Raw genomic sequence first — 12,826 nt, forward strand, 5'->3', positions numbered from 1 at the left:
CCACCTGGGCAGCCGAGCCACCGGCTGTCCTTTTGCTTGCTCCCCTATATATTAACCAATAATGATAATTATTATCAGATATTCGAAAAAATTTTTCCGCCCTCGTATATCCTGGCCTCCGCAAGGCGAACCGGCTAACGCTCGGCACATCCGGCGCAGCACGGCTCACCAATTAACAGGTCCGTCTTAGACGACCAAGAACTCCGCTGCGTCCTCGCAGAAGTCGCATTTTCTTGGGGGATCCCAATCCGCGAATTGCGTTTCCTTCAGGTCCACCACATCCGGCGCATCTTCGTATTCGTCGACGAATCGTTCCAAGGCTTTTTCAATATCCGGTTTGCATACACAATACATACGGTTTCGCTTCCTATTCTACAGTTAGTCTAGTCACATAACGGCTTTCTCCAGAATAGCAGATCAAGCAGCCCTGTGTGAAGCACGGTCATCAAAGTTTAGATTCTCTTTACTTCCTCACATGCGTTCTTGCCGCCCCGGGCCGGTAATTCAGGATAAGCACCAGCTGCTCCTGCATATAAGCCGGTTCGTATTGGAATCCGCCTTCGATCCAGTGAAAGACGAGTCCCATAAGAGCGTTCATGGAATACGCCTGCATCAGCTCCCGATTGATCGGATCCGTCGTCTCTTGCTCCAAGTCCTCGTTCGATATCCTCCTTACTGCCGAGAACATCTTTTCTTTGACCATGGGCAGCACGTCGCTCTGGAACAGGATCGTATAAGCCTCCCGTCGGCTATAAATATGCTCGAACAGCTTTACCGCGGTTGCCGGCATCTCCTCCACCTTAAACAGCTCCACCTGATCGTACGGCGCGCGAAACGCGGCAATCAGCTCCTCGATCAGCTCGCCCAGCACCTCGTCCAACAGCGCTTCCTTGTTCTCGTAATGCGTGTAGAACGTCCCCCGGTTGTAATTCGCCGTCTCCACGATTTCCGTGATGGACACTTGGGAAAAGCTTTTGCCCGCCATCAGCGACAGCAGCGCCTCCTTCAGCGCCAGCTTGCTCCGCAAGACGCGGCGATCGACCTTCGTTTTCCCCATATGCCGCATCCTCCCTTATTTTCCTTCAAAAAGTATTCAACAATTCCCATCGCATTGTCTATTATCGAACAAATGAAAGCGGTTTATATATGGTTTGCCCCAAATTCATTATAGTATAATAAACTCAACAGATGTTCTTTATTGTACAGCTGTTCAATAATTAATTTCTCCTGCGTATCAGTCACTAGCAACAGCGCATACTAACCAAAATTCGAGGAGGAACCACTTATGAAGCTTCAAAATAAAGTAGCCGTCGTCACAGGCGCGGCATCCGGCATGGGTAAGGAAATCGCGCTTCTTTTCGCGGCCGAAGGCGCCAAAGTCGTCGTCTCCGACCTTAATGTCGAAGGAGCAGGCAAAGTCGTCGAGGAAATCACGGCGAAAGGCGGCACGGCCGTCGCAGTCGCCTCCAATGTAGCCAAGGAAGAAGACGTTCAAAACCTCATCGATTCCGCGGTCAACGAATACGGTACGCTTGATATTCTGATCAATAACGCAGGTATTATGGATAACTTCGTGCCTGTCGGCGATCTGACGGACGAGCTGTGGGAACGCGTCTTCGCGGTGAATACAACCGGACCTATGCGCACGATCCGCAAGTCGCTGCCGATTTTCCTGGAGAAGGAATCCGGCGTCATCGTCAATATTGCATCCGCGGGCGGTCTGTTCGGCTCGAGAGCCGGCGCGGCTTATACCGCAGCGAAGCATGCCGTGGTCGGCCTGACGAAAAACGTCGGCTACCAGTACTCGGTCAAAGGCATCCGTTGTAACGCCATTGCTCCGGGCGGCGTTGCGACGAACATCGGCACATCCATCAATGCGCCGAACGAATTCGGCATGGGCCGCGCCATGGCAGGCATGGGCATCAACCCTCGTACCGGAACTCCAGAGGAGATTGCCAAAGTAGCCCTTTTCCTCGCATCCGACGACTCCAGCTTCGTCAACGGCACGGTCGTGACAGCGGACGCCGGTTGGACGGCATACTAAGCCAAGCAGCATGAAGTGGGCTGAGCGGTACGATTGGTGCCTCTATCCCCTTCACACATATGACTCCGCCACACCGTGTCCTACTGGGCACGGTGTTTCTTATGCGCTTCCGACTGTCAGAACAGCATCCCCCACCGTTCCTATATAGATGCAACCACTCAGTTACTTAACTATCCTACGCTCACGTGGTCCTGCCACCATTTGACGTTTTTCAGCAACTTTTACTCTCCACACTTGTTAGGACCGGGTGGCCGATTATAGTGGAGAAATCCGCCATATTATGCCGGGCTAGCACTCCATGACCAATTATAGCGAAGTAGTCCACTATATTGCGCCAGTCCTGCGTCGGGTGGCCGATTATAGTGGAGAAATCCGCTCGCTTTTTCATACTCATGCGGCACTCCGAGCTTCGGCTGCGGCGATTGTACTCGCTTTTTCATACTCATGCGGCACTCCGAGTACCGGATGTAGCGATTATACTCGCTTTTTCATACTCATTCGTCACTCTGAGCCTCGGATGTGGCGATTGTACTCGCTTTTTCATACTCATTCGGTACTCTGAGCCTCGGATGCGGCGATTATACTCGCTTTTTCATACTCATGCGGCACTCCAAGCACCGGATGTGGCGATTGTACTCGCTTTTTCATACTCATTCGGCACTTCGGGCCACAGACGCGGCGTATTGTGCCGGGCTAACGCCGGAAGCCCCATTATAGAGGAGCAATCCGCTATAACATGCCGCCCCCCCAACTTCAAAAAAGACTGCCGCACTCGCAGGATCCATCATAATCGGATCCCCTCGAGTTGCAGCAGTCTTTTGATACAACCGGCCGGCTACAATCCCTGCCGATGCCGGTGCCTATGCCCTCTTATTCCTCCGCCACGCTTTCGCCCAGCTTCAGCTTCGTCTTCTTGAGCTCGCCGTCCCGGTAATACGAAATTTCGATGGAATCGCCGATTTTCTTCTTCGAGTAGAGGTACTTGCGCAGTTCCATCGTCGTCCCGATCGCATGGCCGTCGAAATCAACGATGACGTCGTTGAACTGCAGACCTGCCTTCAACGCCGGGCCAACGGCCTCCAGCACGATGACGCCTGCCAGCACATTGTCCGGCAGCTTCAAATCCGAAGAGGTCCCGCCGGTTTCTCCTTCGCCGCCGTCAGGCTCCTCGCCATCCTTGCCTTGCTCTGCTGCACCCTCGGAGTCTTCAGCCCCAGAGCCGGAGCCCTCCTCTTCGCCAAGCCAGCCCTCGGGATCCTCGCCGAACAGATCGCCGAGATCGCCCATATCCTGCTGGCGCCAATACTGCTGCAGATCCAGCGTGTATACGCCAAGGTAAGGTCGCGAGACAAAGCCTTGCGCCATCAACTCCTCCAGCACGGGCATTGCCTTATTGATGGGAATCGCGTAGCCGATGCTTTCGACGCCGAAGTCGGCGATCTTCATGCTGTTGATGCCGACGACGCGGCCATTGAGATCGATCAGCGGTCCGCCGCTGTTGCCTTGGTTAATGGCGGCATCGACGCGAATAACCTCCTGCTCCCAATCGATGACGCCGTTCTGGTTAAGAGAGACGGGCACGACCTCTTCGATAACGCTGACGACGCCCATCGTAATGGACTCGCCCAAACCGAGCGGATTGCCGATCGCCATAACGAACTCCGCTTTGCGAAGGGCCGAAGAATCGCCAACCTCCGCTACCGTGTCGATGCCTTTGTCGTCGATCGCAAGCACGGCCAGATCGGTGATCTGATCCTCGCCGACAACGCTGGCTTCCCGTATTTCGCCGTTCGTGAGCACGGCACGCACCTTCTGGGCGCCCGCTACGACGTGGTAATTGGTTACGATGTACGCCTTGCCGTCCTTCTTCTTAATGATGACGCCGGAACCCACTCCCGCTTCCCGCAGGATGCCTTCGCCTTCCTTCGCGTCGTCTTCCAGCTTCTGACCTCCCAGCCCGAAGCCAAAGAGCTGCTCGTTAATAATGCTGACAACGGCTGGACTCACCTTCGCCGCGGCATTGATAGCCCGCTCCGACGGATCGCCCGTCGCTACGAGCCCGCTCGGCGTCGAGCCGCCCATGCCGCCTCCGCCTCCCGGAGCGCTTCCGAAGCCCCCGAAGACCGCTCCAAAGATCAACGTCGCCGCGACAGCGCTCGTGAACGATGAGATAAACGCGATTCGCACATTCGACCACTTGCGTTCGCCGCTTCTGTATGGAAACCTGGAGTCCTCTTGCCGGCTTTGCCGGACGGTTCGCCTGGACACCTTGGTGGAATAAAAATCGTCGTCGAAAATGCTCATCGGAATCGCTCCTCTCCTTGGAACCGAACCTTATCTCTTTTTTTCATAATCTAGGAATGTTTTCGGAAGAAATGACTAAAATAATAATAGATTAGAGGTAACCGCAACAACATTTTTTTACACTAGGAGAGATGTTCATGAAACAAAGCACGCCCGCCGCCTGGGAGCAGGTACAACTGGCGGCCAAGCTGGCCGACCTGAAGGATGACCATTACCGCACGGTACTAACGCTGAGCGCCATGTTGGAGCTCTTGATCGACAAGGGCTTGCTGTCCCGCGAGGAGCTTGCCGCTAAGGCCGAACAGCTGGACGAGCAACTGGAGAGTCTGATCGCCGCTTCACTTCATCCCATGGCGTAGGACGGTCATGGTATGTATGACGCAGCGGGAACTCCTCCTGCTTATAAAATATTCCGTGATTCTCCAATATAGAATTGACCGTGAGCATCGCCAGATCCATTTGATTATGATCCAGACTAAGATGGGCCAGATAAACCCGCTTCGTCCGGTCGGTCATCAATTCCAGCAGCGCCTCGCCCGCCGCCACGTTGGACAGATGGCCCACGTCGCTTAAAATGCGCCGCTTAATATTCCATGGATAACGGCCCATGCGCAGCATCTCGGTATCGTGGTTGGACTCCAGCACCAGCACGTCCGAATCGATAATTTGCCGTCTCACCTTCTCGCTGACATAGCCGAGATCCGTCGCCAGGCTCAGCTTCTCGCCATCCTCTTCGAAGCAATAGCCGACCGGCTCCGCCGCATCATGCGAGATCGGATAGGACTGCACCTGCAAAGAGCCGAAGGTCAGCGCTTCGCCGGACTCCATAATCGTCCGCTTCTCGGGTGCGATCGTCCCGATCAGTCGTTCCATGGCTCCCCAGGTCGCTTCGTTCGCATAGATCGGAAGCTCGTACTTCCGCGCGAGAGCGCCCAGTCCCTTAATATGATCGGAGTGCTCATGCGTCACAAACAACGCATCGATCTCATGGCAGCCGATACCCTGCATGCGCATGAGCTCCTCGAGCTTCTTCATGCTTAGCCCGGCATCGATGAGTACCGTAGCCCCATTTCCCTGCACGATCGTCGCATTTCCCGTCGAACCGCTTCCAAGTACCGTAAATCTGAGTCCCAAACCGTCCAATCCCTTCTCCTGCTACCCATTGGCAACACTGATATCGCGGGCCGCATCGTTCGCATTCGACGACCTCTGCCCTATCCCCAAGCCAACTTATCCTCTTCCTATTATACCTCTATCAATCTCATATCTACTAAGTAATTTGAAACGGTATCTATTATAAAATCGCATGAAATAATAGCAGGATTGGACTCCCTCTATCTAACCATGTGGAGCCCGTCTCCATCCATACGAACTTATTCCCAATTGGATATGCTGCATGTCTTGTCTCGTCTTGCTCCCTCTGGTCCGGTCGCCTGACGTCTATCCGCCAGACTTGGCGCCGCCTTCCGCGTTTCCATCTTCCGCGCCATCCGTCGTTACTTCGCCGCTTATGGCGTGTACGTAAAAGATCTTGCCGTCCTCCAGCATTACACGCCAAGACGGCGCCGACACCTGCTTCTCCGAATCGAAAATTTGCCCGTGATAACCGAGCTGAATATCCGTGATAACGGACCCTTCCTTTAAATACGTCTCGATGAGGCTCGCCACGACCTTCGCCGCGGGCAGCACCTGCTTCTCCTCGCCTCTGCCGATCAGCTCGATCCGATCCTGCAGGTAACCCGTAATCTTAAGATTGCTATTGTACAGCTCCAGCTTAACGTTGAACATAGGGCGCCCGTCCACCATCCGATGATGGACGAATACGCCTTCCCTGCTGTTGTGCAGATCGTACACATAATGCTCCAGCTCCGGCACTTCATCGCCGATTGCCCGGATCAATCCCTGCTTGTTAAAGTTAAGCGCGCTGTCGACAGGCGTCTCAAGCTCCGTAGGCTTAGACTTCTGATGGACATCGGAATGGAGCAGATACGTCAAGTCGCCCAGCTTCGGCGTATCCGACGGCAAGTTGGCCGATAACGTTATCCGCTTCTGCTGCATCAGCACCACCTTATCCTGCGGCAGCTCCGCCGAATTCACGTTGGCGTCCAGCTGCTCCCGAATATCGTTCCACAGCTGATAGCCTAGCAGCACATTCAGCATCAGGAACGAAATAATCAATACGCTCTTCGCTCTGCCCCAATCCAATCCCCATCACCTCCTGTTTCTGTCTAGCCTTCCCTCGCCGGAAGGAGCCGCGATCCCGCTCGCGGGAGGGTCTGCCGCCAAATCTGTTTCCCCGTCTTCGCGAGCCGCCTCCGAGTCCCCGAGACTGCCCGGCTCTTCTTCCTTCTCATTGCCGCCCTGACCCGTGGATCCAACTCCCCCTGACGCTCCTTGTCCGGAAGCGTTGTTTCCTGCGCTCGCAACGGCACTCCCATTCCCGGCATCCCTATCCGAGCTTACATCCTTACCCGAGCTTGAGTCAGCGACAGAGTCTCCGCCGCCATTGCCGAAGCGATCAGCGACAAGCCCCGACAAGCCTCTACCGGTAAAATCACCTGCGGTCGTGCTGCTTTCGATGCCGTTGCTCTGTCCAACCCGATCCGTCCGGGCCCCGGCACCGCTGGCTACACTCTCGCCACCAGGTAGTGCATCCCGGTTATCCGCAGACGCATCCTCCGGGTCGCCCGCTGCCTCCCCTTCTCCGCCAGCCCCATTGCTGCCTTCAGGCGGCTTGGCCGGAGGCGAATATCCGACAGGATACGCGTCCGTCAACACTTCTTCGGTGCCGTCGGATAATCGGACTGCCCATACAGGATCCAAGCGCAGCAAGTCATCCTCCATCGGCACAGGCCGCAGCGCCGGAAACAGCGCCGTGATCTCGCTTCGCCGTTCGTAACCCTTCAGCCGCTGCTCCAAATTCTCTCCGCCAGGCAGCCAACGCACCTCGCGATCCTGGGCCTGGGGCTTCAGCGTAATCAGCGATCTCGAATATTCCGTCACGACGCCTTGTTGCAGCGTGAGCTGAATTTGGCCGTAATTAAACGGGCTGTTGCTTACGACAGGATACTGCTCCACATACTTGCGGAACGTGACCAGCTTATGCTCCCTGTCCGCTGTCGTGCCCACGAAGGCATGAGTGCCATCCCAGCCCCCATGTTGATTAATGAATTCCACCGATGCATAGACATTCTCGCTAAGCAAAACTTCGCTGCTCTGCGTCGCGGCCGGGTTCGTATAGTTGATCCACAGGCCGTTCTGCTCCACCTTGAGACCGCGCTTGCCGTCGGTAAAGATCTGCGACCCGCTGCGATCGACGATCGCCCTCGTCGTGCTGGGATCGAAGAACAAGCTTCGCTGCATCTGCTCCGGCGAATACGTCTCATAGGGGAAGGTCATCGCCGTCGCCTGCAAGGACTCCTTCGGCGCATACAGATCATCCCCCACCATCATATACTCGGGCAGATGCTGGCCGAAGCCGACATAATCCTGCACGTCGCGCACGGTCAAGTCGGCGCGTACCGACTCGTAGACAATGCCCTCCTCGCTGCTAAAGAAGAAGGTACGGATCTCCTCCGTATCCGTTGTCTTAAAGATCCAGATCCGATCGATGCTGTCGTTAAGAAACAACAGATCGCCTTCCAGCTTCAGCAGCTTCTGCAACAGATCGACGGCGACGCCGCTGCCGAACCGCAGCTCGATGCCGATGTCGTTTTTGCGCACCTCGTTCCAGTCGATCAGCGTAATCGGGCTGCGCTGGAAGCCCTTGAATTCGCGGCCGATCAGCCGTTGCTTCAAAATCATTTCGTAGAACTGCGTATCCGGATAGATCACCGTATGCCGATCATCGCCCATATGGATAATAAGGTCATCGGGGAAAATGGTGTTCTCCACGTGAGACTGCGTACCGAGACGCTCCGTGTTCACGTAATCTTGATCGCTTCGCACCGTGGCGCCAAGTCTCGGCATGCTATAGGCAAGCAAGTAGCTCTGCAGCAGGCTGAGCGCTACCAGCACGATCAACACGCCCGTTTTCATACGTTCCATCATTCGGGATCGCCTCCTTCCTGAAGCAGAGGAAGCGTAAACGTCACTTTGGACCCCTCGTTCAGCTCCGAATACAGCGCAATCGTACCGCCGTGCGCCCTCACGATTTCCCGGGCAATGGACAGGCCGAGACCCGTGCCGCCCATATTGCGCGATCTTGCCTTGTCGACTCGGTAAAAGCGGTCGAAGATGCGCGTCAGATCCTTTTTCGGAATGCCGATTCCGGTATCCTTGACGCTGATCTCTATCGATCCGCCATCCGCCGTTCGCCGCGCGGTCAGACCGATCTGTCCGCCGTCCAGCGTATACTTGATGGCATTGGATACGAGATTGTCCAGCACCTGGTCGATCTGATCACGGTCGAGCCAGGCGTTCTTGAGTCCACGCTCCACGCCGACAGTGGCGGATATCGACTTCTGTCGCAGCTGAAAGGAGAAGCGGTCGGCTACTTCGTCCAGCATGTCGTGGATATTCGTCTGCCGCCTGCGAAGCGGCGCCTGATTGGAGTCCAGACGCGACAGATGAAGCAAATCCGTTACAAGCCGTATCATGCGCTCCGTCTCGTTGCTGATGACGCCGACGAAACGTGTCGACAGATCCCGCTCCTCCAGCGCTCCGTCTCCGAGAGCTTCGGCGTAGCTCTTGATCGTCGTGAGCGGCGTACGGAGCTCATGCGACACATTGGCGACGAATTGCCGGCGCGACTGCTCCAGCTTCTCTTGCTCCGTGACGTCCTGCAGCACCGCAATCATGCCGGTGATCCCCTTGCCTCTGCGATGGATGGGCGTAAACGTAACCTTAAGCACGGAGTCTCCGGCTTCGGCGAGGCTTGCATCGTCTTGCGGTCCGCGGTTCAACACGATCGTGCCGCCGCGTCCTTGCTCAAACTCCGCCAGCTTATCCGGCGTAAGAATGAGCAGCTCCGACAGCTTCGCGTCCTGGAGCGTATCCACCTCGAGCATCTCCAGCGCACGGCGATTCCAGACGATAATAACTCCGCGTTCGTCCGCCGCAACGACCCCGTCGCTCATGTTCGACAGGACGGAGACCAGCTTCTCGTTCTCCTCTTCGTTCGCCGACAACGCTTCCTTGAGCCGGATGGTCATATCATTAAACGCCATGCTGAGCCGCCCGATTTCATCATCGCCGAGTACCGGCGCCTTTAGATCGAATCGTCCATCCGCGACCGCCTCCGCCTGACGCGTCAGTCCCTGGATCGGACTCGTGATCGTATGAGCGAGCAAGATGCCGAGTACGCCCGTCAATCCAAGCGCGATCAGCGTACCCGAGAAGAAAATCTGGTTGACCCGATTGACCGTCTCGTACAGCTCCGTCATCGACGCAACAACGTAAACAGCGCCGACTACCTTATCGTTATAAGTGACAGGCAGCGCGATTCTCTTCTTTCGCGTATTGTCTTCGTCGATAATCTCTTCTTCGTTATCGGGAATGTTCTGCAGGGCGCGGCGAACCGCAAGCGAATTGTTCTTTTGCCCAATATTCGACTGATGGACCTGCAGCGACGTCGCGACGACCTTCCCGTTTGCATCAAGCACTTGTACCTCGGCCCCGCTGATGCTGAACAGATTGCGCACGACCAGATTAAGATCCTCCGTCGTGTTATCGGCGGAGTCTCCATCGCCCTCCTGATTGGGGAGCAGGCTTGGAGCCGCGAACTTGGCCAAAATGTCGGCCTGCTCCTTCAGATTGTTCGTAAAGCTCGTGATGAGCGAATTTTTGACCGTGCTGATGAAATACACGCCAATAAGCTGCATCGCTACCAAAATGAGCAGCAGATAGATAATGACGAGCTTGACCTGAATCGTTCGGAAGAAGCTCCGTCCCTTCATCCGTACCCGAAGCCTCCCGACTTCGGATTGCGCATCATGTACCCCAGCCCGCGTCTTGTCATAATGTATTCCGGACGGCTGGGATCATCTTCGATCTTCTCGCGCAGTCGTCTGATCGTGACATCCACCGTACGAACGTCGCCGAAGTATTCGAAGCCCCATACCGCCTGAAGCAGATGTTCCCGCGTCATGACCTTGCCGCTGTTGCGCGCCATATAATGCACCAGCTCGAATTCGCGGTGCGTCAGATCCAGCGGCGCCGCGTCCTTGTACACGACATACATGTCGGTATCGATAAACAGGTTAAACAGCTTGAGCCCGGTCTGCTCCGCATGCGGATCTTGACTGCCCTCCGAAGCCGCCGCGCTCTCGGACTGCTTGTCATTTTTCGTCTGCCGCCGCAGATGGGCCTTTACCCGGGCGAGCAGCTCGCGCGTGCTAAACGGCTTCGTGACATAATCGTCGGCGCCCAGCTCCAGACCCAGCACCTTGTCGATCTCCGTGTCCTTCGCCGTCAGCATAATGATGGGCATATGGAGCTTCGTACGCACCTCGCGGCACACATCCATGCCGTCCTTTACGGGCAGCATCAAGTCCAGCAGCATTAGATCGGGCTGTTCTTCGAATGCCAGCCTGACGGCCTCTCCGCCGTCGAATGCGCAGATGACCTCGTATCCTTCCTTCTCCAGGTTAAACTTCAATATATCTGCAATCGGCTGTTCATCATCGACCACCAAAATTTTACCGTGCATCGTTTACACCGCCTGTCGCTTGTCCAATAGATAGTTGCCCTTATATTCTAACATACGGGGGCGTCCCGTTCACAATGAAATTCCCTACAGGCTGGCAATTTATCCTTATCGTCCATCCTGTATCTTCCATGCAACCAACCTCGCTTATGCATCGTCTACAATAGAAGAAGCACCCCGGGAATCATGACTCCCAAGATGCTTCAAATATGGTCGTATTGGATATATATATTATAAGTACTTCAGCGGATTTTGGATCACGCCGTTCTTATGAATTTCGAAATGAAGATGAGTGCCCGTGGAATTGCCCGTATTGCCCATAATGCCGATGGAGTCGCCTTTCTCTACCTTGTCGCCCTTGCTTACCTTGTACGAGCTTAAGTGTGCGTAGAGAGTCTTATATCCATTTTTATGGTTGATTATGATCGTTTTCCCCGTGCCTTCTCTCGTGCCTACGAATTCGACGACGCCGTTGTCGGCCGCCATAATTGTCTTGCTGCCAATAAGATCGATGCCGTTATGGTTACGTCCCCAACGCGCCCCGAACTTGCTTGTCAACCGGGGATTGCTTATCGGATAGCGGAACTTGCCCGTGCCTTCGTCCAGCACGACCATCGTACCTTTTTCGATGACGGTAGCGATTGGCTCCTTCAATACTTCTTTTTTTACCAGTTCCTCGGAGACGACATAACCGTTCTCCTTTTTGATGCTGTACGTGAGCCGCTGTTCGCCCTCTACGCCTTGCGTAATGGTTTTGGACTCGCCGACGCGCATCTTCTCGTTTTTCGTATACTCGACGGGAATTGCAATCTTCTCCAGCTCCACCAGGCTCTCGGTCGTTACAACCGTCAGCTCCGGAAGCTGTACGGTCAAGTCCAGCTCGTCCCCGATTGTAATCTTGTCATCCTTGATCCACTTATTATTTTCGCGGATAAAGTCGGACGTTATATCGAACTTCTGCGCAATGCAGCCGATGCAATCGCCTTCTTTCACGACATATTTGGTCGGCTTGGTGCTGCCCGTAATGATCTTTTTGTAGATATCGTCCGCATTTGCAATCTTCGAAGGTTCCGTTTCGATCTGCTCGATCGAAACATCCTCTACAAAGGTTACATCCGTGACGACGCGTCCCGGCTTGGTAAGATCCGGCTTAGCCGCATCCGCCGCTGCCGCTTCGGCATCCTTGTCGTACGACAACGTCGTAACCGATCTGCTGTCCTTCTTGGCCGCTGCCGCCAGCTCGGGCGCATACTTGCCCTGCACGCGCGACAGAATGTCGTCCGCCGTGGCCTGATCCTTTACGACTCCGATGACGTTGCCGTCTATAACCACTTCCACGCCTACCGCATGCGAGGTTGTTGCGCCAGCCAGCTTCGCCAGCGTAGCCTCCGTCTCCGGAACAGCCTTAAAACCGCTGCCCTCGACGTATGTAATTTCGCCGGTGTCCACTACCATCGTAATGTCCGGATTGGCTTGCTGCACCTCTTGCGTCTTCGACGCGATCCACTGCTCGACTTCGTCTTGCGTAGCTACCGTTCCTAATTCAACGCCATCTTTATATACGTGGTAGAATTCGAATGTATTTCGTTCTACATATTGCGAGTATTGCTGGTAACCGATAATGCCGGCTACTGTAAGCAGAATTGCCGCGCCGCCGATCAGGCCGGTCGTCTTCTTCCGCCAGAATGGGGTAGAAACAACCAAGTCTGCGGTCTGGTGTTCGGTCTTGCTATCCAAGCCTTGTGAGCCCTTACGTCGAAAGTAGCGGGTGGAATTCTCCCATACCTTCTTCATACGACTCATATCCCTGAAACCGGTCATGATAGTCTCCT

11 protein-coding genes are annotated in these 12,826 nt (G+C 55.1%); 2 read left to right on the plus strand and 9 right to left on the minus strand.

Annotated features, from left to right (window positions below; translation table 11 throughout):
* Positions 1 to 186: 186 nt before the first annotated feature.
* Both KJW29_RS27545 and KJW29_RS27550 read right to left on the minus strand, forming a co-directional pair.
* On the minus strand, positions 187 to 354 hold the full coding sequence (locus KJW29_RS27545) for a CxxH/CxxC protein (protein WP_087568470.1): 168 nt from the start codon (positions 352 to 354) through the stop codon (positions 187 to 189).
* 109 nt (positions 355 to 463) lie between these two features.
* Positions 464 to 1,057, minus strand: a complete 594-nt coding sequence (locus KJW29_RS27550) for a TetR/AcrR family transcriptional regulator (protein ID WP_214627081.1) — start codon at positions 1,055 to 1,057, stop codon at positions 464 to 466.
* Positions 1,058 to 1,285: 228 nt separating this feature from the next.
* Between KJW29_RS27550 and KJW29_RS27555 the strand changes: the two genes are divergently transcribed.
* The gene (locus tag KJW29_RS27555) at positions 1,286 to 2,044 is read left to right on the plus strand and encodes an SDR family oxidoreductase (protein ID WP_214627082.1); all 759 of its coding nucleotides are present in this window, start codon (positions 1,286 to 1,288) and stop codon (positions 2,042 to 2,044) included.
* An 870-nt stretch (positions 2,045 to 2,914) separates the two neighbouring features.
* Here the strand turns inward: KJW29_RS27555 and KJW29_RS27560 are convergent.
* Positions 2,915 to 4,348, minus strand: a complete 1,434-nt coding sequence (locus KJW29_RS27560) for a S1C family serine protease (protein WP_214627083.1) — start codon at positions 4,346 to 4,348, stop codon at positions 2,915 to 2,917.
* Between the two features lie 137 nt (positions 4,349 to 4,485).
* On the opposite strand from KJW29_RS27560, the gene KJW29_RS27565 reads away from it, so the two are divergent.
* Positions 4,486 to 4,707 carry a hypothetical protein gene (locus KJW29_RS27565; protein ID WP_214627084.1) on the plus strand — a complete coding sequence of 74 codons (222 nt, stop codon included), beginning with the start codon at positions 4,486 to 4,488 and terminating at the stop codon, positions 4,705 to 4,707.
* On the opposite strand, the gene KJW29_RS27570 is transcribed toward KJW29_RS27565, so the two are convergent.
* The 6 genes from KJW29_RS27570 to KJW29_RS27595 all read right to left on the minus strand — a co-directional run bounded on the left by KJW29_RS27570 (position 4,640) and on the right by KJW29_RS27595 (position 12,788).
* Positions 4,640 to 5,482: an MBL fold metallo-hydrolase gene (locus tag KJW29_RS27570; RefSeq protein WP_087568512.1), complete on the minus strand. Its 843-nt coding sequence runs from the start codon at positions 5,480 to 5,482 to the stop codon at positions 4,640 to 4,642. The two genes, KJW29_RS27565 and KJW29_RS27570, sit on opposite strands and share 68 nt — an antisense overlap.
* A gap of 306 nt (positions 5,483 to 5,788) precedes the next feature.
* Positions 5,789 to 6,553 carry a two-component system regulatory protein YycI gene (gene yycI / locus KJW29_RS27575; RefSeq protein WP_087568476.1) on the minus strand — a complete coding sequence of 255 codons (765 nt, stop codon included), beginning with the start codon at positions 6,551 to 6,553 and terminating at the stop codon, positions 5,789 to 5,791.
* Positions 6,554 to 6,559: 6 nt separating this feature from the next.
* Positions 6,560 to 8,398 carry a YycH family regulatory protein gene (locus KJW29_RS27580; protein ID WP_214627085.1) on the minus strand — a complete coding sequence of 613 codons (1,839 nt, stop codon included), beginning with the start codon at positions 8,396 to 8,398 and terminating at the stop codon, positions 6,560 to 6,562.
* The gene (walK, locus tag KJW29_RS27585; RefSeq protein ID WP_214627086.1) at positions 8,395 to 10,245 is read right to left on the minus strand and encodes a cell wall metabolism sensor histidine kinase WalK; all 1,851 of its coding nucleotides are present in this window, start codon (positions 10,243 to 10,245) and stop codon (positions 8,395 to 8,397) included. The genes KJW29_RS27580 and walK overlap by 4 nt, the downstream gene beginning before the upstream one ends.
* Positions 10,242 to 10,997: a response regulator YycF gene (gene yycF / locus KJW29_RS27590; RefSeq protein ID WP_087568479.1), complete on the minus strand. Its 756-nt coding sequence runs from the start codon at positions 10,995 to 10,997 to the stop codon at positions 10,242 to 10,244. Before yycF ends, walK begins: the two co-directional genes overlap by 4 nt.
* A gap of 228 nt (positions 10,998 to 11,225) precedes the next feature.
* Positions 11,226 to 12,788, minus strand: coding sequence for a M23 family metallopeptidase (locus KJW29_RS27595; RefSeq protein WP_214627087.1), 1,563 nt, complete (start codon positions 12,786 to 12,788; stop codon positions 11,226 to 11,228).
* Positions 12,789 to 12,826 lie beyond the last annotated feature (38 nt).

Origin of the sequence: Paenibacillus agaridevorans, assembly GCF_018604145.1 — a bacterium.
GTDB classification, from domain to species: Bacteria; Bacillota; Bacilli; order Paenibacillales; family Paenibacillaceae; genus Pristimantibacillus; species Pristimantibacillus agaridevorans.